Consider the following 23,405-nt stretch of genomic DNA (forward strand, 5'->3'; position numbering starts at 1 on the left):
CCAGCAGCCAGCCGCCAGCGGCGGATTATCGGTCTGGCTCACGTCCGTACCGCCGTAATAGGTGACGTGGCGTGGCTGGTTCATCGGCGCGCTGTTTTTCAAGGCAGCGGCGTTGCCGGCGCGGGCGCTGTTATCGCCTCGCGCATGGCCGCATGGCGCGCCTCACGGTGTCGTTGCCGTGGCCGCCAGCGTGACGCGAAAGCGCCGCCGCAGCCAGCGGATCGGCGCGCCCACCAGCGGCAGCTTTTGCAGCAGCTCCTCGGCCGCATCCCAGTAATCGCGGTGCAGCACCACCAGGCCTGCCTGGTTGAAGCGCAGGTGGCTGCCACCGCATATCTCGTAGGGCACGCCGCGCAGCCGGAACACGAAGCGCCAGGTAACGAAGGCCTGCTCGCCTTGCACGATGCGCTCGCCGATGAGGAAGCGCGGCTCTTGCGTGTTGACAAACATATGGGCGAAGACCGCTTCGATCGCCGCCACGCCGCGCACCTCGTTGAACGGATCGCGAAACTGCGCGTCTGGCGCATAGAAGTGGCCGGCCTGCCGCACGCTGTCGGCGGTGAGCGCGGCATACCATGCCAGCAAGGGTTCGGGGTCGCTCATTTGGGCACCAGGAAGCGGGTGATGAGGGCAAAGCGCAGCCGGTATGGGAGGGCGCCAAGCAGCTTGACCCATATCGTGAAGCGTTTCGGGAAATGGATTTCGAATTTGCCGCCGGCCAGGCCGCCACAGATGGCGCGCGCGGCCGCCTGCGGCGTTTGCAGGGCCGGCATGGCAAACGCATTCTGGTCCGTCAGCGGCGTTTGCACGAAGCCCGGATTGATCAGGTAGACGTCCAGGCCGCGCGGGTGCAGGTCGGCGTACAGCACTTCGGCCAGGTTGATCAGGGCCGCCTTGGTGGGGCCGTAGACGCTGGCGTTGGGCAGTCCGACATAGCCGGCCACGCTGGCGACGATGGCCACGCCGCCGGAACCGCGCGCCAGCATGTCGGGCAGCACCGTGGCCAGGCCCGTATACACGCTGCCCAGGTTGACCGCCAGCGTGCGCGCCGCGCCATCGGCGCTCACTTCCCAGCTGCGCTCGGGCCGGTAGGCGGCGGCGCAGAAGACGACCAGGTCGATGCCGCCGGCCTGCGCGCAGATGTCGCGGTAGCGCTCGCCCCAGGCCGCATGGTCGAGGATATCGAACGGCGCGACGATGGCCTGGGCGTGGCCGGCGGCCACCTCGCGCAGCTGCGCCGCGCGCCGTGCCGACAGGGCCACCACGGCGCCGGCCTGCAGCAGCTCCTGCGCCAGCGCGGCGCCGATGCCGCTGGAGGCGCCGACCAGCCAGATGCGCCGTCCCGCCCAGGACGCGATCGGACGGTTCAGGGCGCGCATGCGCGCCTCCGGAACATCAGCGTGACCTGTCCCAGTTCGATGCCGAACTTGCCCATGCTGGCGCGGTTGATCATGGTGCAGTCGTCGATCAGGAACATCCAGTCGTCGAAGCGCATTTCATAGGTCGTGCCGTCGACCGGCAGCAGCAGCGTGTACTGCCAGCGCAGCGCGTTGCCGGCCACTTCGCCCACCGCTTCGCCCTTGACGTCGTCCGCGCGGCCGCGCCACAGTCCGTCCTGGCCGCGCGCCAGCCGCCACACGCGTCGCGATTTGCTGCCGTCATCGTAGCGGAACTGTTCATCGAGGATCAGCGTGCCATCGCCCGGGGTGCCGGTGATGACCACGTGGAAGCGCTTGACCACGTCGCCGCCGCGGCGCTGGAACATGCCCCAGGCGTCCGTGGTGCCGCTGAAGTAGGCGGCCAGGTCGAGCGCCGGCTGCTGCGCCTTGTATTGCTGCACGTCGGGGCCGGCACAGCCGGCGATCAAGGCCAGCAGCAGCCCGGCCAACAGGTTTTTCATGGTGAACTCCGGTAAGGCGCAACGGGAAAAGTCGATGGCAGGCCACGCCACAGGGTGGCCATGGCCAGCAGTTTCAAGGTACAGGGCAGCGCCGCATACACCAGGGCCAGCGCCAGGCCGCCCGGCATGCCGGGGCGGTAGCCCAGCATGGCCAGCAGCGGCAAGGCCAGGCCGGACAGGGCCAGTGCCAGCTTGCCGGCCAGCGTCAGCACGCCGTAGTAGGCGCCGGCCGGCTCGTCGGCCGGGATCATGCCGGCCAGCAGCACCGGCGGCATCGCCAGGTCGGCGCCCAGCGCCGCGCCGGCGGCGAGGCAGACCGCAAAATAGGGCAGCACGTCGCCCTGGCCCAGCAGCGCGGCGCCGGCAAAGCTGGCGATGGCCAGGCCCATGCCCAGGCGCCAGCAGGACAGCACGCCGATGCGGCGCGCCAGCGCGGTCCACAGCGGCAGGGCGCAGGCGGCGGCGACGAAGTAGCAGCCCAAGAAGGCGCCGGCCAGCGGCGCCGAGCGCAGCTGGTCACTGATGAAAAACAGCGCCAGCGTAGCCGGCAGCGACACCGAGCAGGCGTTGAGAAAATACGGCGCCAGCAGGCGCCGGAAGCTGCGGTTGGCGGCCACGCGGCGCAGCGCGGCGCGCCAGTGCTGCGCCGGCTGCTGCGCCACCGGCCAGGCCGGCGCCAGCGTCAGCAGTGCCAGCAGCGCCAGCAGCAACAGCGCCGCGAACGCCAGGCTGTACAGCCCCATGCCGGTCGCGATGCCGGCGGCCGGTCCGCTCATCACGGCGGCCGGAATCACGCTGGCGAGAACCATGCCCGCCAGCCCCGCGCCCTCGCGCCAGGCCGCCGCCGGCAACAGCGCGGCGCCGGACGGCAGGCGAGCGCCCCACGCGAGGTAGGCGATATTGACCATGCTGTGGGCGCCGTAGGCCAGCGCCAGCATCGCCGCCAGCCACCAGCTTGCCGCCAGGACCGTGGTGGGCGGTTGCCACAGGCCGGCAAAGGCCAGCGCCAGCAGCAGGCCCGACAGCGCCATCCAGCGCGTCATGCCGCCGCGCAGGCGGTCGATGACGTGGCCGAGCAGCGGGTCCTGCAGCGTGTCGAACAGGCGCGCCGCAAACAGGATCCAGCCGACCTGCGCCAGGCCGACGCCGCGCACCGCACTGTAATATGAGGCCACTTGCACATACACGGGCAGCGCAGCCATGGCCAGCGGCATGCCGAGCAGGCCATAGGCGGCCAGGCGCCAGGCCGCCGCGTCAGGCCTTTTCGAGCAGGAACTGGACGACATCGGTTCTCCCCTCGTCAAAGGCGGCCTCGCAGTAGGCGAAGTACATCTGCCAGACGCGCATGAAGTGCTGGTCGAACCCCTGTTCGGCAATCTCGTGCTCGGTAGCGCGGCAGCGGGCGTCCCAGCGGCGCAGCGTTTCGGCATAGTCGCGGCCAAACGCATGGCGCTGCAGCGGGCGCAGGCCGCACAGGCCGGCCTGGCGCTCGAAGCGCTCGATGCTCGGCAGCATGCCGCCCGGGAAAATATACTGCTGGATGAAATCGGTGCTGCTGCGGTAGCGCTCGAAATACTGTTCGCCGATGGTGATCGTCTGCACCAGCGCCTGGCCGCCCGGTTTCAGGCGCGCCGCCACGGTGCTGAAATACTGCGGCCAGTAGCGCTCGCCGACCGCCTCGAACATTTCGATCGAGACCACGGCGTCGTAGTGGCCATCGAGGTCGCGGTAGTCGCACAGGTCGAGCCGGACGCGGTCCTGCAGCGCCAGCTCATCGATACGGCCACGGGCGATCTCGAGCTGCGACGGCGAGATCGTCACGCCGTGCACATGGATGCCTTGCAGCGCCGCATATTCGGCAAAGCCGCCCCATCCGCAGCCAATTTCCAGCACGCGCTGGCCCGGTTGCAGTTGCAGCGTATCGATGATGCGCTGGTATTTGCGCTGCTGCGCCACCAGCAGCGGCAAACTGTAGTCGCCGTCGAACAGCGCGCTCGAGTAGGTCCAGCTGGCGTCGAGCCACAGGCGGTAGAAATCGTTGCCGATGTCGTAGTGGGCATGGATGTTGCGCTCGCTGCCCTTGCGCGTATTTGGCCGCAGCCAGTGCCGCAGGCGGTACCAGCAGCGTGCCAGCGCGCCGCCGAACAGCAGCTGGTTCAGCGTTGCTTCGTTGGCAAGTGCCAGGCGCAGCAGCGCCGTCAGGTCGGGCGTGCCGACCATGCCGGCGGCATACGCCTCGGCAAAGCCGATGTCGCCGGCGCGCAGCATGCGCTGGCAGGCGCGCCAGTCGTGCAGTTGCAGGGTGGCGCCCGACACCGCATGGGCGTCGCCAAACACCATGCGCGTGTTGCACGGCGTGATCAGTTCGAGGTGCCCGTGGCGCAGATTGTTCAACAGCGAGAGGAACAGGCGGGCGCCGGCGGGCGCCGACACTGGTATGGTCGACAAGGTACGATTCATTGCTCATGCTCCTGACGCATGGTGATGGGACGGATGGGGGCCGGTGGTTTGCTGTAAAACGGTACGTGCTTGAGCCATAGCCTCAAGGCCTGCCAGTGGATGCGCACGACGATGCCGATGCCCAGCAGCGGGTAGCGCAGCAGCGCGCCGAGCGCGCCGCGATCGGTCAGCGGCACCGGGCGCCCGCTGAGCGCGGTCTTGAGCAGCAGGCCTGCGTCGTCGTGATAGTCAAGCCCCGTGTAATGGTGTGCGCCACCGAGCCGGAAACGGAAGCGGTAGTGGCCCTGTACCTGGCAGAACGGCGATACATGCAACTGCTTGACGCAGGCGGCGCGCTCCTGGCCCGCCTCGCCGGTGATGCGCAGCAGGTAGCGGTGCGACTCGCCAAATGTGTTGTTGACCTCCGCCAGCACGGCGCGCAGCCGGCCGCCGGCGTCGTGGCAATGCCAGAAGCTGACGGGATTGAAGACGTAGCCGGCCACGCGCGGGAAGGTCTGCAGCCAGATCTCGCCATCGGCGTCGATTTCGTGTTCCAGCAGCAGCGCGCGCATCCATCGCTCCAGGCTGGAGCCGTCGCGCGGACCATGATCACGGCGGCGGATCGACAGCGGCCGCCAGCGATCCACGCCGAACCAGCGGCCATTGCACTGGTCGAGCCGGGCCAGGTTCAGGCGCACATAGAACACGGGATAGACGAAGCGGTGCGTCACGGGGCGCAGGCGCACATGGACTACCTGGCCGCGTACCAGCTGGGCGGGGCTGCCGTTCATGCCAGCGTGGCCCACGCCGGCGCCACATCGAACGCCGTGGCGATGCGCAGCGCCGATTTCAGTCCGTCCTCGTGGAAGCCGTAGCCGGTCCAGGCGCCCGCGTACCAGACGCCGCCGCTGCCCTGGATGTGCGCCAGCTGCTGTTGCGAGCGGATCGTGGAATGGTCCATGATCGGATGGGCATAGTCGAATTTGTCCAGCACCGTGCCGGCTGCCGGCAGGACATGCGGGTTGAGCGTGACCATCACCGGGGTGTCGAAGGGCAGCGCCTGCAGCTGGTTCAGCCAGTAGCTCACGCACACCGGGCGCTGGCCGGCCGCTGCGGCGCCCGCCAGGTAATTCCAGGCGGACCAGACCTTGCGCCTGCGCGGCATCAGCCTGGTGTCGGTGTGCAGCCAGGCGGCATTGGGCTGGTAGCGCACGCCGCCCAGGATGGCGCGTTCGTTTTCGCTGGCGTCGGCCAGCATGGCCAGCGTGGTGGGCGCATGCGTGGCCAGCACTGCGGCGTCGAAGCGTTCCGTGCCGGCGGCGCTGGTCACGAGCACTGCGCCGCCCTTGCGCCGCACCGAACGCACCGCGCTGCGCAGCCGGCAGTCGGGCAGGGTGGCGGCGATTTTGTCTACATACTGGCGCGCGCCGCCGGCCACCGTGCGCCATTGCGGCCGCTTGCTGACCTGCAGCAAGCGGTGATTGAGGCAAAAGCGCAGGAAGGTCGCGGCGGGAAAGCGCAGGATGTCGTTCGGCGAACTGGACCAGATCGCCGCCGCCATCGGCAGCAGGTAGGCGTCGCGAAAGCGCGTGCCGTAGCCCTCGCGCTGCAGCAACTGGCCCAGCGTCAGGCCGGTCGCGTCCGCCAGTTCGAGGAAGCGCGCCGCATGGCCGTTGAAATGCAGGATGTCGCGCAGCATGGCCAGGAACGACGGCGACAGCGCGTTGGCGCGCTGGGCGAAGACAGTATCGATGCTGGTGCCGGCCCATTCCAGCGCGCCGCCGTCCATCGACACGCCAAACGACATGTCGCTGGCGATGCTGGCCACGCCCAGTTCGCCGAACAGGGCCACCAGGTTCGGATAGGTATGGTCGTTGTAGACCAGGAAGCCGGTATCGACGCCGTGGGTGCGACCTTCGAGCGTCACGTCGACGGTATGGGTGTGGCCACCCAGGTAGTCGCCCGCTTCGAACAGCACCACATCATGCTGGTGCCGGAGGAAGTAGGCGCTGGCCAGTCCGGCGATGCCGGAGCCGATGATGGCGATACGTTTGCGTGTGAGAGTCATGTGATTTTCTTTGTTATCATGGTCGCAGTTCTACCGGTGTGATAATATTACTACTGACCAACAACAAAAGCTACTGATTAGTAGCGGAAATTTACCGATGAGTATTCTTCCAAGACTGAGCTTCAAGAATCAAGCCTTCAAATTGCGCGAAAGCGCGATCCTCGATGCGACCACCTCGGTGCTCAGCCAGAAGGGCTATGACCTGATGACCATGGACGATGTCGCCGGCGCCGTCGGTATTTCCAAGCCCAGCCTGTACAAGCACTTCAAGTCCAAGGAGGAGCTGGTGGGGGAGGCGCTGATACGCCTGCTCGATGGCGCGCTCGATTACGTGGCGGCGCTCGATCCCTCGCACGGGCCGGTGCACAAGCTGTCGTCCCTGCTGGAGTGGGCCTTGCGCGTGCGCCTCGATGGCGGCTTGCCGTTCCTGCCGTCGACCAGCCCGCACGTGCGCGACATGTTGATCCGCAATGTGAAGTACATGCTGCGCATCATGAAGCTGAACCGGCAACTGGAGGCCCTGGTGAAGCAGGCGCAGCAGCAAGGACTGCTGAGCCGGGAGCTGCCGACCGACGTCATCTTGTACAGCTACTATGCGCGCACCTGCGATCCGGCCGTCGAATACCTGCAGAAATACAGCAAGATGGCAAACGACGATATCGTGCAGCACATGCTGAAGGTGACGTTTGACGGCTTCCATTGAAACTGGCGCTGCCCGATGAGGGAACGCTTACGCCCTGCGCGTGACAGTCATTCTGATATCAAAGGCGACCAAGGTCGCCTTCTTCTTTTCAACGGCCTCCTGGATCGGCTGTCCGAGCGTCGCATCCATGCGCCGCCGGGCCACTGTGGCGCGCCGTGTCTTTATTGCACCTGACCTCCCAATTGGTACATGACGCCGCGCCGGCGCCGTCCCTACACTGGACTGGCTGTATCCAATAAAAACTTAAATCAGGAGTAATCATGCAATTGAAAACACCTACGTTGCGCCACCTCGTCGCCGGGCTGTTCGGCGTGCTGGCGCTGGCGTCGGCCGGCGCGGCGCCACCCAAGCCGCAAGCGGCGGACCTGGTGGTGCGCAACGGCCAGATCCGCACCATGGCCAGGCCGGCCGAACAAGTGCAGGCGTTTGCCGTGCGCGACGGCCGCTACGTCGCTGTCGGCAGCAACGCCGCCATCGACCGCCTGGTCGGCCCCGCCACGCGCGTGGTCGATCTGGCCGGCGCCATGGTCATGCCGGGCATTAACGATGTCCACATGCATCCGCTCGACGGCTCTTACGAGGACCTGTTCTCCTGCAATTTCGGGCCGGAAAGCGGTCTGCCGCAAATCCTTGCCCGCGTGACCGACTGCGCCAGCCGCGCTGCGCCCGGCGACTGGATCGTCGGCGGCGCCTGGGGCGGCGCGCTGCTGACCAAGCTGTCGACGCCGGCCGCGCTCGCCGAGCTCGACCGCGTCAGCGCCGGCCATCCGGTGGTGTTGCGCGACGACTCCTTCCACAACCGCTGGGTCAATAGCGCCGCGCTCGGCCTGGCCGGCATCACGGCCACCAGCGTTTCGCCGGGCAACGGCGTGATCGAGAAGGACCCTGCCAGCGGCGCGCCGACCGGCATGCTCAAGGAATTCGCCGCCTTCGCCACGATCGAGCAGGCCATTCCGGCGCGCACCGAGGCGCGCCTGGCACAGGCGGCGGCCGCCGCCGGCGCCAAGCTGAGCGCCTTTGGCATCACCGCCGTCCAGGATGGCTACGACAACGCGGCGATGCTCAAAGTGTGGCGCCAGACCGACCTTGACGGCAAGCTGCCCTTGCACATGGTGGCCTCGCTGGCGTCGTCGCCGTCGGCCAGCCCGGACGATCCGGCCACGCTGGCGCTGCTTGACGCCCGCCCCGGCCTGGCCAGCCCCCATCTGCACCCGACCTTCGTCAAGCTGTTTCTCGACGGCGTGCCGCCGGCCCGCACCGCCGAGTTTCTCAGCCCCTACCTGCCCGACCAGGAGCACGGCGCCCACTTCCACGGCAAGAGCAACTACACCCGCGCGCAACTGGCCGACTGGCTCACGGCGCTCGACAGGCGCGGCATCGCCGTCAAGATGCACGCCACCGGCGACGGCTCGCTGCGCCTGGCGCTCGACGCCATCGCCGACGTACGCAAGCGCAACGGCATGCCGGGGCAGCGCCACCAGATCGCCCACGCGTCGTTCATCGCCGACAGCGACATCGGCCGCTTCAGGCAACTGAACGTGACGGCCGATATCTCGCCGATGCTGTGGTATCCGACCGGCCCTGGCATGGCCATGAACGCCGTCATCGGTCCCGAGCGCGCCAACCACATCTTCCCGGTACGCAGCCTGGTCAAGGCCGGCGCGCTGGTCGCCGGCGGCTCCGACTGGCCGGCCGGCCAGGCCACGCCCGACCCCTGGCTCGGCATCGAAGGCCTGGTCACGCGCCGCGACCCGCTCGGCCGCATCCCCGGCGCGCTGTGGCCGGAACAGGCGGTCGACCTCGACACCGCCTTGCGCATCTACACCATCAACAGCGCCACCGCGATGGGCCTGGGCGCCACCACCGGTTCAATCGCGCCGGGCAAGTCGGCCGACTTCATCGTGCTGAACCAGAATCTGTACGCCGTGCCGGTCGAACGGATCCATGACACCAGGGTGGAACAGACCTATTTCCAGGGCCGCCCCGTGTATATCCGACCACGCTGATACATAGCGCCACTCGATCGATCACCGCGCGGCGCCAGCCGGCGCCGCGCCCACCACATTCAAGGAATTATCATGCGTTCATTCGTTTCGCGCCACCGTGCGCCGCTTCGTCACGTCCCGACCTTCGCCATCGCACGGCTAACCCCGCAGCTGGCCGCGCTGTGCGCCACCTTGCTGGCCTGCGGCGCCGCCCACGCCGTCGAAGGCGGCACGCCGATCACCCCGTTCGGCATCTACGATTTCGGCGCCGGCATGTTGCCGCCGCCGACGGACCTGCCGGCCGTCGGCGTGCGCACCACCACGTATCACTCCAGCCAGTTGCGCGACAACCAGGGCAAGGCGGTGCCGATCGGCGTCGATCTGACCGTCAACAGTGTCGGCCTGGTCGCGATCAAAATGACCAGGGCCACCTTCCTGGGCGCCAACTATGGCTATGGCCTGATCGTGCCGGTGATGGACCTGAAGCTCGACCTGACCATCCCGACTCCGGCCGGTCCGATGCGCCAATCGGGCAGCAAGCGCATGCAGGGCGATATGCAGGTCATGCCGCTGGCGCTGCAATGGGTCTCGCCGGGCCTGTTCCAGTCGGCGGTGCTGACGGTGCAGGCGCCCACCGGTTCCTACGACAAGTCGCGCCTGGTCAACCCGGGCTCCAACCACTGGACCCTCGCGCCGTCCTACGGCGTCACCTACATCGGCGCCTCCGGTTTCGAGCTGTCGTCGAACCTGCAGCTGAACTTAAACAGCCGCAACCGCGATACCGGCTACCGCTCCGGCGCCGAGTTGCAACATGAGTTCGCTGCAGGCCAGCATGTCGGCGACTATACGTTCGGCGTGGGCGGTTTCATCTATCGCCAGATCAGCGATGACCACCTGCACGGCGTCAACGTGAGCAACCGCGCCAGTGTGAACGGGCTCGGCCCCAGCCTGAGTTTCGTGCGCCCCGGCTCGGGCCTGCCCGCCATCTGGCTGCACGCCTACAAGGAGTTCAACGGCAAGAACCGCTCGCAGGGCACGCAGGTGGCCCTGCGCTTGGCCTTCACGCTGTAAAGGCGCGGTGAACGCAGCGGAACGGCGCGGCAGCCGTTCCGCCCGGGCCGGCGCCGTCGAGCACGTAGGCGGCCGCCGATGTCAGCAGCAGCGCCACCAGCTCGGCCTGGCGCGTGGTGCCGGTCTTGGCGAATACCTGCTTGACCTGGCCGCGCACGGTGCCAACGCCGACGCCGCGCTGCGCCGCATACTGTTCCAGCGTGTTGCCGGCCACCAGGCCGACCGCCAGCCGCGCTTCGGCCCCGCTGAGGCCAAACAGGCAGGCGACGACGTCGGCCGAGATGGCGGCGCCGGCGCCGGCGCGGCTGAGCACCAGCAACACCTCGCCGTCGCCGCACGCCGCTTGCGGCCCCGGCGGCGCGCGCAACACCAGCTGCAGCCGCTGGCCCTCCTCGCCGACGGTCAGCATGGCGCTGGCGCGGCGTCCGTCGGCGACCTCGGCGATCAACAGGCGCAAACGCCCGGCGTCGTCGCGCCTGGTCAGCCGCAGCTGGCCGTCGCGCCGCTCGATGCCGTGGCTGCCGTCGAGCAGCGCTGCAGCGCTGCGATTGCACCATTGCAACCGTCCTTCGCCATCGCACACAAGCATGGCGGCGCGCAGCTGATCGAGATGCCGGTACAAGCGTTGCTGCCGTTCGGCCTGGGCGCCCAGCGCCAGCTGCAGTTCATACGCCTGCCTCACATGCGGCGCCAGCGCGGCGAAGCGCGCCGCCTGCTCGACCGAAAAGTCGGCGCTGTCGCCGACCGCCCGGTGCAGCACCAGCGCCAGATAGGTGCCTTCGCCGGTGGCGCACAGCTTGCCCATGAAGCGCCCCAGGCTGCGCTCGGCCATTTGCGCCTGCAGGCGCGCCTGTTCGGCGTCGCCCGGGTCGAACAGATCTTCGTCGCGCACCACCCGGTCCAGTCCGCGCACGATGCGGCGCATCGAGATGCGCGGATTGTCGGCGTTGGCCAGAGCGGTCTGTCGTCCTGTCAGCGTGGCGTGATCGGCGCTTGACCACGCCACCGCCAGGCCGTCGTGGCCGCGCTCGATGCGCTGCACCACGGCCGAGCGGGCGCCGGTCGCGCGGCAAAGCTGATCGAGCACGCCGGGCCAGCGCTCCGGTTCCCCGGGGCAGGCGTACAAATGGAGCAAAAGCTGATCCTGGAAGGTCATGCGAAAGTCCTGGGGCACAAGGGGGGAAGGTGGCAATGCGTGCATTGCTGTATGCAAGATTACAATAGCGGTGGCGACAATGCACCTGCCGATCGCGTCGCGGCCGGTTTTTTGCGTCGCCGATACCACAGCCGGCGCCGGACCTGCCCGGCACGGGCCGCATGGTGTATCATGTGAGCTACCCGGCACGTCGCGCGCGCACGATGATTTTTTGCGCCAGCGCTGGCGCCACCGCTGGCCCGGCCCCTGATTTTCAGGGGCTTTTTCGTTTTCCGGGCGGTGACTAACGGCGTCGCGCCTTCTACCCGCAATGGAGCATTGAACATGGCATTAAAAGACACGGTGCTGTCACGGCCCGCGATGAGCTCCGCCGTGACCATCGTTTGCGCGCTGGGCCTGCTGTACTTCGGCCGTCCGGTGTTGGAGCCGCTGGTGCTGGCGCTGATTCTGAGCCTGGTGATTGCGCCGCTGATCCGCGTCTTCAATCGCTGGGGTCTGGGTTTTTTGACCTCGACCGTGGTGTCGCTGCTGCTGGTGGGCGCGTCGATTGCGGCTGTCGGCGCCGTGCTGGCGCTGCAACTGGTGTCGGTCACAAAAGAGTTGCCGCATTACCGCGCCGCGATCCACACCAAGATCGAACGCATCCAGGAGCTGACCGAACGCCCGTTCGTGCGCCTGGCGGCGGAATTGAACGCCGTCTCGCCCCTGTCGAGGGGCGCAAACCACACGGCGTCCACCGGCTTGCCGCGCAATGCGACGCAAGCCGTCCCGGTGGAAATCCGCACGCCGGTGCCGGCCGCGCGCGATACGGTGGCGCGCTTTATTTCCGTCATTTCCGGGCCGGTCGGCGAAGCCGGGCTGGTGTTCGTGCTGCTGGTATTCATTCTGCTCGAACACGAGTCGCTGCGCGAGCGCGTGCTACGGCTGGCCGGGCAGAGCGATGTGAGCCGCACCATGCGCACCCTGGTGCATGCGGCCGAGGGCGTGTCGCGGTTTTTCTTCTCGCAGTTCATCGTCAATGTCATCTTCGCGCTGACCGTCTCGCTGGGCCTGTGGCTGCTGCAGGTGCCACACGCCCTGCTGTGGGGTTCGCTCAGCGGCTTGCTGCGCTTCGTGCCCTATGTGGGCGCGCTGGTGGCCGGCCTGGCCATCACCCTGTTTGTCGCCGCCATCGATCCGGGCTGGACCCTGGCGCTGTCGTGCATGGCGCTGTTCGCCGTGCTGGAAATCATCGTCGCCAATATCATCGAACCGAAGGTGTACGGCCACAGCTCCGGCCTGTCGCCGCTGGCCGTGATCGTCTCGGCGCTGTTCTGGGGTACCCTGTGGGGGCCAGCCGGCCTGCTGATCTCCACGCCGCTGACCCTGTGCCTGGTGGTGGCCGGCCGCCATATCCGCGCGCTTGAAGCGATCACCATCCTGTTTGCCGACACGCCCGGCGTGAGCGAAGCGGAGCGCTTCTATCATCGCGTGCTGGCCGGCAGCTCCACCGCTGTCATCGAACACGCCCAGGCCTATTTGCGCCGCAACAGTTTTGCCCGCTATTGCGACCATGTGCTGCTGCCGGGCCTGGACCTGGCCGTTGACGACCGCGCGCTGGGCCTGATCGACCAGGCCCAGCAGGATCGCATCCTCAGCACCGTCATGGCCTTGGCAGATACCGTGGCGCGGGCCTCGGGCGGGCACCGCTACGGCGCATGGCGCCGCCGCAAGATGTCGCTCGCCGACGCCAATATTGGCGCCCACCTGCGCCAGGCGCGTGAAGCGCGTCTGGGAACTTTCCAGGGTTCGCTGGACGTGCCGCTGCACTCGGTGATCCTGTGCGCCGGCTTTGCCAACGAACAGGACGAATTCCTCAGCGAATTGCTGGCGCTGGCGCTGCGCGAAGTGTGCGACGACGTGCGCAGCACCGTGCTCGGTCAGCCGCAGCCGCAACAGGTGGCCGACAAGGGCGCTCTGGTCGGCACCGCCTTCATCATGTACCCGGAGGCAGCGGACCTCGAGCAGTGGCGCGCGCTGGTGGCCGACATGCGCGAGCACCTGCCTGACGCCACCCTGGTGACTATCCGTCACAGCAACATCGTGGCCCCATCGCATCAGGCCGCCGTCGAGCAATCGGTCGATATCGTCTTGCGCTCGTTCGAGGAAGGGCTGGCGTTTGTCACGCCGGGAAAACCCGTGGCGGCCAAGCGCTGAGCGCTGAGCCGATAGCGGCATGAAAAACACCAACAAGGCAACCAACACCGGCCTGCTCGCGATTTTGTCATGCAGTTCGCGATCGAGCTTGCTGCTGCGCGCGCCGCTGTCGGCCGCTTTCTGGCAGGGCGCGCCGATGGTGTGCGGCGGCGCCATTCTGTGCTGGCTAGCGACCAGGGCAGTGACTGACTAGACGGCATCGCCACTGCTGTCCCTGCTGGTCCCGGCTACATTGTCGGGCGTGTTCGGCGGCTGGTAGAAAATTCTGCCCATTCGAGCATGAATGGTTGCAAGGTCGAGGAGCTGCAACTGTCGTCCATGGACCACATTGAGCGGGCGCTGGCCAGATATGGTTGTTGTAGCGTAACCCATTGATATCATCAAATTTCGTCGAGGTGAGATTTGGTGACTAATGAATCTTCCTGATATGTTAATGTTTAGAAAATAAATGTTTCTATAGTAAATAAAATTATTCAATTGGTATTGAATAATTGCTTCAGTCAATGGGGAAGTGTGTGGAACAAGTAGAAAACCTGGCGCAGCAGCCCGTCACAGCAGCGCCTCAATATGCGATTCGTATTTCAAATGCCGGCAAGTTGAACCTCGCGGATTTTCAAAATTCCATACCATTGCTGCGTGAGCTGGCGATCGTGAACGACAGCGAACATGAAATCACCGACTTGCAGTTGCGCCTGGAATCGTTTCCACCATTCCTCAGACCCAAGACCTGGACCATTGATGCCTGTCAGGCGAAGTCTGTCTACGGCATCATGGATTGTGATGTGCTACTGGATGGTATTTTACTCGCCAAGCTGACCGAGGCGGAAACCTCGATGATCACTTTCACGCTGCTCGGCAAGGCCGGATCGGCGGAAGAAAGTATTCTGGCCAGCGAAGCGCGCAAGGTCGAACTGTTACCTCGCAATCAATGGGGCGGTCTGTCTCACCTTCCTGATCTGGTGGCGGCATTCGTGCAACCGAATGAGCCGGCCATCGACCGACTGCTCAAGCAAACCGCCGAGGTATTGCGCCAGGCCGGCAAAAGCGCCGCTCTCGACGGGTATCAGGGTGGTGCAAAGCGGGCATGGGAATTGACTTCGGGCTTGTGGACTGCGGTAGCGGGCATCGGCCTGGACTACGCCTTGCCGCCGGCCAGTTTCGAGCATCGTGGCCAGAAGGTGCGCGGTGCCGCGCAGGTTCTCGACGCGCGCATCGCAACGTGCCTTGACCTGACCTTGTTGTTTTGCTCGGCGCTTGAGCAAATGGGTCTGAATGCTGTTGTGATATTTACCAAAGGACATGCTTTCGCCGGTGTCTGGCTACGCCAGGAAGAGTTCTCCACTGTGGTGGTCGATGACGTGACGGCCATCCGCAAGCGCGTCAGATTGAAGGAGCTGGTGCTATTCGAGACGACGCTGATCACCGCGCGTCCGGCGCCATCGTTTACCTACGCCGTGGAGCGTGGCGCTGGCCAGGTTGCCGAAGAGGTTGAAGATCAATTCGAATTGGTGGTCGATATCCGACGCGCCCGCATGCAGCGTATCAAGCCGCTCGCCAGTGGTGAAAACCAGTTTGCGCCATCAGTGGACGATGTCCCGCTCAAAACGACCGCCGCGACCTTCGATGACGGTGCGCCGGAATTGCCTGACGACCTCACGCTGGCGGCCGAAGCTCCCGTGCTCGATCCGAAGGACCGGCTGGCCCGGTGGCAACGCAAACTGCTGGATCTGTCGCTGCGTAACAATCTGCTCAATTTCAAAAATGGCAAGAAGGCGATGCGCCTTGATGCACCGGAACCTGGCGCGCTGGAGGATCTGTTGTCCGACGGCGCACCGGTACGCTTGCTGCCCCGGCCGGACCTGATGGACGGAAGCGACCCGCGCAGCCAGGCGATCCACGAGCAGCGTTCGCGCGAGGATGTACGGCGCGAACATGCCCTTGATGCCTTGAAGCGCCGCGAAGTATTCGTTGGCGTGGACGAGCAGGAACTGGAGGCAAGGCTGGTCGATCTTTACCGCAGCGCCCGCACCGTACTGCAGGAAGGTGGTGCCAACACGCTGTTTTTGGCGCTGGGCTTCCTGAACTGGACACGCGACGACAAGGCGGGCCAGAAATACAAGGCGCCGCTGATCCTGATCCCGGTGTCGCTGCAGCGCAAGAGTGCGCGCTCGGGCTTTACCTTGAGCCTTCATGAAGATGAGCCGCGCCTCAATCCAACTCTCATCGAGATGCTGCGGCAGGATTTTCAACTCAACCTGGGCGTGCTCGATGGCCAACTGCCGCAGGATGCCGCAGGCCTCGATGTCGGACAAATCTGGCGTACCGTGTCCCATGCCGTGCGCGATATCAAGGGGTGGGAGGTGTCCGACGAAGTCGTGCTGTCATCTTTCTCGTTCGCCAAGTATCTGATGTGGGTCGACCTGGTACAGCGCACCGAGCAGTTGCGCCAGAGTCCTGTAGTGCGGCATTTGATTGACAGTCCGCGGGAGCCTTATCCATCGACGTCCGCATTTCCATTGGCGAGACAACTCGACGCGCAATTTTCCCCCGAAAAAACCTTCTGTCCGTTGCCTGCCGATTCGTCGCAGCTGTCGGCTGTGATGGCCGGCGCGCAGGGCAAGGACTTCGTGCTGATCGGCCCTCCCGGTACAGGTAAAAGCCAGACCATTGCCAATCTGATCGCGCAATGCCTGGCTGAAGGTAAACGGGTGTTGTTCGTGTCGGAAAAGATCGCCGCACTCGATGTGGTGTACCGGCGCCTGCGTGAGGTTGGCCTGGGAGAATTCTGCCTTGAACTCCATTCCAGCAAGGCGCGCAAGCTCGATGTCATCACGCAGTTGCAAAGGGCCTGGGACGCGCAAGGCGACGTCGACCCTGATGAATGGCGCGCGCAGGCGATCAAGCTGAAGCGGCTGCGCGACGAACTGAACCGGTACGTCGAACGCTTGCATCATCGGCACCGCAATGGTTTGACGATTTATAAAGCGATCGGGATTGTGGTGGACGGGGCAGACGTGCCAAAGCTGGCGCTTTCTTGGGGGGCTGCCGACGCCCATGACCAGGCACACGTTGAACAATTGCGGGAGGTGACGGCGCGTCTTGAGGTCAACGCAGCTGCGGTTGGCATACATGAATTGCTCAGCGGCCCACTGATAGCGGTCGGGCAGCCCGATTGGACTCCTTCCTGGCAGCAGGCATTTATCAGCGCGGCCAGTTCGGTGGTGCCATGCGCCGAAGAACTGCAGCAGGCTATCACCGGTTTTGAAAATGCAACCAATCTTGCAGGATTGCCGACCGGACGGCGCGCGCGCATGGCGATAGCCGATATGGTACGAGTCTTGCCCGAGGCCTTTGACCAGCAATGGGGATTCGTGTTCCGTCCCGACGCTCGCGAACTGCTGGGCCTTCTGCGCGACGGCTGCCAGCTTGTCGCCAGGCATCGTGAGCTCAGTTCGCAGATTCTGCCTGCATGGGCGGAGTCTGTTGTCGCACGCTGCAAAAAGGGGCTGGCGCTGCTGGCCGAACGTGAGCGCGTGCTGTCGATGCTGGGCAAACCGTGGTCGGCAGACGTTGTTGCGGAACTGGAGGACGGAGTGCGGATGTTCGATGAACTGGCAGCGAGCGAAAGTGGACTGTCGGTACAGTATGGCGAACAGATTGAACGGCTTAATGTCCACCAGCTGCAAAAAGGCTGGATGGAAGCGGAACGCAGTACGTGGCCATTGTCGTGGATGCGCAAACGCCAGCTCGCCAAAACACTGACCGACTGCGTGACCGGCGATGGTGATGCCGATATTGTCCACGATCTGCCTTTGCTGGTCCGCATCCGCGACCTGAGAGTGTTGATAGAAAAAGTGGCAATGGGCCCGGTGACCGAAGGAGTCTGGACTGGCCTGAAGACGCGCCCCGAATTCGTGCGTACAGCGTTGCGGTTTCAGCAGGCACTGGAGCAGGCAAGCCGGCAGGAGGCCTGGGATGATCAGGCCTTCGACAGCATCGAAAACGGACGTTGCGGCAGTCTGCTTGCGGCAGAGTTGCTGCGCCTGCGGGAACTGCGCACGCTCGATGCCGGGATTGCCGACCTGCAGGCGCTGTCAGCGGAAACGGGTGGCTTGTGGAAAGGACCGGCAACACAATCGCATCTGCTTGCGGCGGCCATGCGGTTCAAGGTTGCCCTGCGCGCCGTGCAGGAGTCGGGTACGCTTCAAGGCGAACATGATGAGGTTGCGGCCTCCGACTGCGGTCCGGCGCTAGCGGAGGACTACCAGCGTTTGCGGCAGCGGGATCAGCTCGAAGACAGCCTGCGCGCCTTTGATCACCTGCGTGTGTCGGCCGGCGGTACCTGGACGGGACTCAATACGCGCGCGGACCATATCGAACGTGTGGCCACCTTTCATTCGGTGGTGTTGGCTGCCATCGCGAACCTGGCCGAAACGCCGGAGGACGCTGGCGTGCTGAGGCAAGCTTTTGAGCAATTGGTGGTCGATGGCAATGCCTTGCTCAACCCATCTGGCGTGTTCTCTGACGCTGGCAGAAGGTACCATGCTGCCCACGACGCCCTGCAGCCAGTGCTTGCCAGCCTCGGCAAGAATGGCGTCTTCAACGATGGCGTCGCCATGCAGTTCAACGAGCTGCCATTGATGGATCTGATCGCGTGCTCCAAAGAGATCGTTGCGGCAGAACCTCGGCTCAAAGCCTGGTGCGCCTGGCGCAAGGTACGCCTGCAAGCACAGTCGCTGTCGCTGGCGCCGCTGGTCGATGCGATGGAGAGCGGCGCTGTTGCGCCTGCAGAAGCGCTGCGGGCCTTTGAAACCAACTATAGCCGCTGGTGGCTGAACCGGGCTGTCGACAACGAGCCGGTCATTCGCAGCTTCGTTTCGGTCGAGCATGAAAAACGGGTAGGAGATTTCCGTGCCCTCGACCGTCAGTTCACCGACCTCACGCGTGCGTGGGTGCGCGCCTCGCTGTGCGCAGGCATGCCCCGGGCAGATGAGGTCACGCGGGCTTCGGAATGGGGCGTGCTGCGTCATGAGATCAGCAAGAAAAAACAGCATAAGCCGCTGCGTGAACTGATACAGAGCATACCGGCGGCGTTGACCAAATTGGCGCCTTGCCTGTTGATGAGTCCTTTGTCGATTGCCCAGTACCTGGCTGCCGATGCAAGCGCTTTTGACCTGGTGGTCTTCGACGAAGCCTCGCAGATTCCCGTGTGGGATGCGATCGGCGCCATGGCACGCGGCAAGCAGGTAGTGATGGTGGGTGATCCCAAGCAGTTGCCGCCAACCGCGTTCTTCGACCGTGCCGAGTCGTCGTCAGATGACGAGGAGGTTGAAGTTGACCTGGAGAGCATACTCGACGAATGCATGGGTGCCAATCTGCCAACCATGAATCTTTCCTGGCACTATCGCAGCCGGCATGAGTCCCTTATCGCGTTTTCCAATCATCGCTACTATGGCGGTAGCCTTGTCACGTTTCCCTCACCGGTGGCACAGGACCGTGCCGTCAGCTTCCATCATGTTGTGGATGGTGTTTATGAAAAGGGGGGAGCGCGTATCAACAAGGACGAAGCGAAGGCGCTGGTAGCGGATATCATCGCCAAATTGTGCTCGCCCAATTTCAAGGAGACGAAGCTGACTATTGGCGTCGTCACTTTCAACACCGAACAGATGAATCTCATCGAGGATCTGCTCGATGAGGAACGCCGCAAAGACCCGGCGCTCGAACAGTATTTCTCGGAGACGGAACTCGAACCACTGTTCATCAAGAACCTGGAGTCGGTACAGGGCGACGAGCGCGATATCATCTATTTCTCGATCACCTATGGTCCCGACTTGGGCGGCGCGATATCAATGAATTTCGGCCCGATGAACCGCGATGGCGGCGAGCGCCGGCTGAACGTGGCGATTACGCGCGCGCGGCAGGAATTGCGCGTGTTTTCAAGTCTGAAAGCGGAGCAGTTTGACCTGTCGCGTACGCAGTCTGCAGGCGTGCGTGACCTCAAGCATTTCCTGGAGTTTGCCGAGCGCGGCCCGTCTGCGCTGGCCGAAGCCACCAAGGGTAGCCTGGGTGGCTTCGACAGTCCCTTTGAAGAAGCAGTCGCCGCTGCACTGGCGTCGCGCGGATGGCAGGTGCATACGCAGATCGGTGCATCGTCGTTCCGGATTGACCTGGGGGTGGTGCATCCGGATGCGCCGGGCATCTATCTGTGTGGAGTCGAGTGCGATGGAGCGACCTATCACCGCTCGGCAACAGCGCGTGACCGCGATATGTTGCGTGAACAGGTATTGCGGGGACTGGGATGGGAAATCGTGCGCATCTGGTCAACCGACTGGTGGGTAGACCGGGCAGGCACACTCGACAAAGTCCATGCGATGTTGGCGCGCTTGCTTGAGCTTAGCCGCGCGGAACGCGACAAGGCTGCCGCACGCGAGGCCGTCGAAGCTGAGGCGCGCCACGCCAGCGACAGGGCGAAGGCAGAGATGAGGGTGGTGCCGGATGAGCGGGCCGATGCTGTGCCTGAGATGCAGTACGCCGGGCGTGCGCCAGTCGTTCCTGCGCAGTTCCCGACGCTCACGCGGCAAATGGAGTCAGGGCCGCAAGTTGCTGCGGGCGCAGTGGACGCCGATGCCTTCTTTGAGCCAGCCTATGACGGGAAACTGCGACAGCTGCTGGAGCAGATCGTCACGCTCGATGGTCCAGTGCGCGATACCGTGCTGGCACGACGGATTGCACGCGCACACGGTTGGCAGCGTACCGGTGCGCGTATCCAGGAGCGAGTGTCGTCGCTTGCACTATCGTTTCTGCCATCTACGCAAGAGGATGTCGGCGTATTCTTCTGGGCTGCCGATCGCGGACCTGACTTGCCTGTCGTGTTCAATGGAGACGGCGATACTGGCCGCAGTGTTGAAGAAATCAGCATGGCTGAACTGACTTCCCTCGCGCAACTGGTAGCCGCAGACGGGTTGGCAGGCGACGGCGCGGTGGCGGCGATGGCCAAGCGACTAGGCATGCATCATGTGAGAACCTCCAGTCGCAAGCGGCTGGAGCAGGCGCTCGAGAATAGCTAAGCAGGATTTTATCCTGATCGCAGCAAAAGTATGGCTATTTTTCTGTCCATATTTTTGCTCTCCTATTATATGTCTTATATAAGACTTGTTAGGGTATAATGAAGGTTCAAACAGGCGGCCAGGCGGCCGCCGCTTCTGCAATCAACCTTGATCGAGAGTATTTCATGCTAGCTGCTTATCGCAATCACGTCGCCGAACGCGCCGCCCTTGGTATTCCTCCGCTGCCGCTGTCGGCGGCCCAGACCACGGACCTGATCGACCTGCTGTTGAACCCGCCAGCCGGGGAAGAGCAGTTCCTGGTCGACCTGCTCACCCACCGCGTGCCGGCCGGCGTCGATGATGCCGCCAAGGTCAAATGCGCTTTCCTGGCCAGCGTTGCCAAGGGCACGGAAACGTCGCCGCTGATTTCGCGCGAACTGGCGACGCAGCTGTTGGGCACCATGCTGGGCGGCTTCAATATCAAGCCGATGATCGACCTGCTGGACGATCCGGTGGTCGGCGCGGTGGCTGCCGAAGGCCTGAAGAAAACCCTGCTGATGTTCGACTATTTCCACGACGTCAAGGAACTGGCCGACAAGGGCAGCGCGCGCGCCATCGAAGTGGTGCAATCGTGGGCCGATGCCGAGTGGTTCACCTCGCGTCCGGAAGTGCCGCAAAGCCTGACCATCACCGTGTTCAAGGTCACCGGCGAAACCAATACCGACGACCTGTCGCCGGCGCCGGACGCCACCACGCGCCCCGACATTCCGCTGCACGCGCTGGCCATGCTGAAAAACCCGCGTGCCGGCATCAACCCGGAAGAGCCGGGCAAGATCGGCCCCTTGAAACAGCTCGAAGCGCTGAAAGCCAAGGGCCACCTGGTGGCCTATGTGGGCGACGTGGTCGGCACCGGTTCCTCGCGCAAATCGGCCACCAACTCGGTGCTGTGGTTTACCGGCGAAGACATTCCTTTTATTCCGAACAAGCGTTTCGGCGGCGTCTGCCTGGGCACCAAGATCGCGCCGATCTTCTACAACACCATGGAAGACGCCGGCGCGCTGCCGATCGAACTCGATGTCACGCAAATGGACATGGGCGACGTGGTCGAACTGCGTCCTTACGAAGGCAAGGCGCTGAAAAACGGCCAGGTCATCGCCGAATTCACGGTCAAGTCCGAAGTGCTGTTCGATGAAGTGCGCGCCGGTGGCCGCATTCCCCTGATCATCGGCCGCGGCCTGACCGCCAAGGCGCGCGAATCGCTGGGCCTGGGCACGTCGTCGCTGTTCCGCCTGCCGCAAAACCCGGTCGACAGCGGCCGTGGCTACTCGCTGGCGCAAAAAATGGTTGGCCGCGCCTGCGGCCTGCCGGAAGGCACCGGCATCCGTCCGGGCACCTACTGCGAACCGAAGATGACCACCGTCGGCTCGCAAGACACCACCGGCCCGATGACCCGTGACGAACTGAAAGACCTGGCCTGCCTGGGCTTTTCGGCCGACCTGGTGATGCAGTCGTTCTGCCACACCGCCGCCTACCCGAAAGTGGTGGACGTCAAGATGCACCGCGAACTGCCGACCTTTATTGAAAACCGCGGCGGCGTGGCCCTGCGTCCGGGCGATGGCGTGATCCACTCGTGGCTGAACCGCCTGTTGATGCCCGACACGGTCGGCACCGGCGGCGACTCGCACACCCGTTTCCCGATCGGCATTTCCTTCCCGGCCGGTTCCGGCCTGGTGGCGTTTGCCGCCGCCACCGGCGTGATGCCGCTCGATATGCCTGAATCGGTGCTGGTGCGCTTCAAGGGCACCATGCAGCCTGGCGTGACCTTGCGCGACCTGGTCAACGCGATTCCGCTGTACGCCATCCGCCAGGGCATGCTGACGGTCGACAAACAGGGCAAGAAGAACATCTTCTCCGGCCGCATCCTGGAAATCGAAGGCCTGCCAGACCTGAAGGTCGAGCAAGCATTCGAGCTGTCCGACGCATCGGCCGAACGCTCGGCCGCCGGCTGCACCGTGCACCTCGATCAAGCGCCGATCATCGAGTACATGACCTCGAACATCACCCTGATGAAGTGGATGATCGCCAACGGCTACCTCGACCAGCGCACGCTGGAGCGCCGCATCCGCGCCATGGAAGCCTGGCTGGCCAACCCGCAACTGCTGGCACCGGACGCCGATGCGGAATACGCCGCCGTCATCGAGATCGACCTGGCCGACATCCATGAGCCTATCGTGGCCTGCCCGAACGATCCGGACGACGTCAAAACCCTGGCCGAAGTGGCTGGCGCCAAGATCGACGACGTGTTCGTCGGTTCGTGCATGACCAATATCGGCCACTTCCGCGCAGCTTCCAAAGTGCTGGAAAACAAGACCGACATCCCGGTGCGCCTGTGGATCGCGCCACCGACCAAGATGGACCAGCAGGTGCTGACGGCCGAAGGCCACTACGGCAGCCTGGGCCGCACTGGTGCGCGCATGGAAATGCCGGGCTGTTCGCTGTGCATGGGCAACCAGGCGCAGATCCGCAAGGGCGCCACGGTAATGTCGACGTCGACGCGCAACTTCCCGAACCGCCTCGGCATCGAAACCAATGTCTACCTCGGCTCGGCCGAACTGGCCGCCGTGTGCTCCTTGCTGGGCCGCATTCCGACCAAAGAGGAATACATGTCGCATATCGGCGTGATTGCCGACAATGCCGCCGACATCTACCGCTACATGAACTTCGACAAGATCGAAGCATTCCGTTCTGTGGCCGATACGGTGCAGGTTCCAGCGTAAGGCTGAGTGACTGAACTGACCCCGGCAAGCTAGCAACGGCTTGCCGGGGTTTTTTGTAATATGC

15 protein-coding genes are annotated in these 23,405 nt (G+C 64.6%); 7 read left to right on the plus strand and 8 right to left on the minus strand.

Features of this window, described 5'->3' with window-relative positions; all coding sequences use genetic code 11:
* Positions 1-162: 162 nt before the first annotated feature.
* The 7 genes from CD932_RS23450 to CD932_RS23480 are packed head-to-tail and all read right to left on the minus strand — an operon-like array spanning position 163 to position 6,407.
* Positions 163-603: a nuclear transport factor 2 family protein gene (locus CD932_RS23450; protein ID WP_094445236.1), complete on the minus strand. Its 441-nt coding sequence runs from the start codon at positions 601-603 to the stop codon at positions 163-165.
* Positions 600-1,379 carry an SDR family NAD(P)-dependent oxidoreductase gene (locus tag CD932_RS23455; protein WP_094445237.1) on the minus strand — a complete coding sequence of 260 codons (780 nt, stop codon included), beginning with the start codon at positions 1,377-1,379 and terminating at the stop codon, positions 600-602. The genes CD932_RS23450 and CD932_RS23455 overlap by 4 nt, the downstream gene beginning before the upstream one ends.
* Positions 1,367-1,900 (minus strand): DUF3833 domain-containing protein, encoded by a 534-nt coding sequence (locus CD932_RS23460; protein WP_094445238.1) that lies wholly within the window; start codon positions 1,898-1,900, stop codon positions 1,367-1,369. Before CD932_RS23460 ends, CD932_RS23455 begins: the two co-directional genes overlap by 13 nt.
* On the minus strand, positions 1,897-3,186 hold the full coding sequence (locus CD932_RS23465; RefSeq protein WP_094445239.1) for an MFS transporter: 1,290 nt from the start codon (positions 3,184-3,186) through the stop codon (positions 1,897-1,899). The genes CD932_RS23460 and CD932_RS23465 overlap by 4 nt, the downstream gene beginning before the upstream one ends.
* Positions 3,155-4,360: a cyclopropane-fatty-acyl-phospholipid synthase family protein gene (locus CD932_RS23470; protein WP_094445240.1), complete on the minus strand. Its 1,206-nt coding sequence runs from the start codon at positions 4,358-4,360 to the stop codon at positions 3,155-3,157. Before CD932_RS23470 ends, CD932_RS23465 begins: the two co-directional genes overlap by 32 nt.
* Positions 4,357-5,130, minus strand: coding sequence for a DUF1365 domain-containing protein (locus CD932_RS23475; protein WP_094445241.1), 774 nt, complete (start codon positions 5,128-5,130; stop codon positions 4,357-4,359). The genes CD932_RS23470 and CD932_RS23475 overlap by 4 nt, the downstream gene beginning before the upstream one ends.
* The gene (locus CD932_RS23480; RefSeq protein WP_094445242.1) at positions 5,127-6,407 is read right to left on the minus strand and encodes an NAD(P)/FAD-dependent oxidoreductase; all 1,281 of its coding nucleotides are present in this window, start codon (positions 6,405-6,407) and stop codon (positions 5,127-5,129) included. The genes CD932_RS23475 and CD932_RS23480 overlap by 4 nt, the downstream gene beginning before the upstream one ends.
* 97 nt (positions 6,408-6,504) lie before the next feature.
* Between CD932_RS23480 and CD932_RS23485 the strand changes: the two genes are divergently transcribed.
* The 3 genes from CD932_RS23485 (at position 6,505) to CD932_RS23495 (ending at position 10,166) form a co-directional block, all read left to right on the plus strand.
* Positions 6,505-7,110 (plus strand): TetR/AcrR family transcriptional regulator, encoded by a 606-nt coding sequence (locus CD932_RS23485; protein WP_094445243.1) that lies wholly within the window; start codon positions 6,505-6,507, stop codon positions 7,108-7,110.
* A 260-nt stretch (positions 7,111-7,370) separates the two neighbouring features.
* Positions 7,371-9,116, plus strand: a complete 1,746-nt coding sequence (locus CD932_RS23490; RefSeq protein ID WP_094445244.1) for an amidohydrolase — start codon at positions 7,371-7,373, stop codon at positions 9,114-9,116.
* Between the two features lie 72 nt (positions 9,117-9,188).
* Positions 9,189-10,166, plus strand: coding sequence for a transporter (locus CD932_RS23495; protein WP_094445245.1), 978 nt, complete (start codon positions 9,189-9,191; stop codon positions 10,164-10,166).
* Here CD932_RS23495 and CD932_RS23500 read toward each other — a convergent pair.
* Positions 10,156-11,322: a helix-turn-helix transcriptional regulator gene (locus CD932_RS23500; RefSeq protein ID WP_094445246.1), complete on the minus strand. Its 1,167-nt coding sequence runs from the start codon at positions 11,320-11,322 to the stop codon at positions 10,156-10,158. The two genes, CD932_RS23495 and CD932_RS23500, sit on opposite strands and share 11 nt — an antisense overlap.
* 324 nt (positions 11,323-11,646) lie before the next feature.
* Here CD932_RS23500 and CD932_RS23505 point away from each other — a divergent pair, with 324 nt between their 5' ends.
* The 4 genes from CD932_RS23505 to CD932_RS23515 all read left to right on the plus strand — a co-directional run bounded on the left by CD932_RS23505 (position 11,647) and on the right by CD932_RS23515 (position 23,341).
* Entirely contained in the window at positions 11,647-13,518 is a 1,872-nt protein-coding gene (locus CD932_RS23505; RefSeq protein WP_094445247.1) for an AI-2E family transporter, read from the plus strand.
* Positions 13,519-13,537: 19 nt separating this feature from the next.
* Positions 13,538-13,711 (plus strand): hypothetical protein, encoded by a 174-nt coding sequence (locus CD932_RS29060; RefSeq protein ID WP_176461069.1) that lies wholly within the window; start codon positions 13,538-13,540, stop codon positions 13,709-13,711.
* Between the two features lie 322 nt (positions 13,712-14,033).
* A complete protein-coding gene (locus CD932_RS23510; protein ID WP_254926736.1) occupies positions 14,034-20,585 on the plus strand; it encodes a DUF3320 domain-containing protein in 6,552 nt (2,183 codons plus the stop codon).
* Positions 20,586-20,749: 164 nt separating this feature from the next.
* Positions 20,750-23,341 carry a bifunctional aconitate hydratase 2/2-methylisocitrate dehydratase gene (locus CD932_RS23515; RefSeq protein ID WP_094445249.1) on the plus strand — a complete coding sequence of 864 codons (2,592 nt, stop codon included), beginning with the start codon at positions 20,750-20,752 and terminating at the stop codon, positions 23,339-23,341.
* The last annotated feature ends 64 nt before the right edge of the window (positions 23,342-23,405 follow it).

Source organism: Janthinobacterium sp. PC23-8 (genome assembly GCF_002250505.1).
Taxonomy (GTDB): Bacteria; Pseudomonadota; Gammaproteobacteria; order Burkholderiales; family Burkholderiaceae_D; genus Janthinobacterium.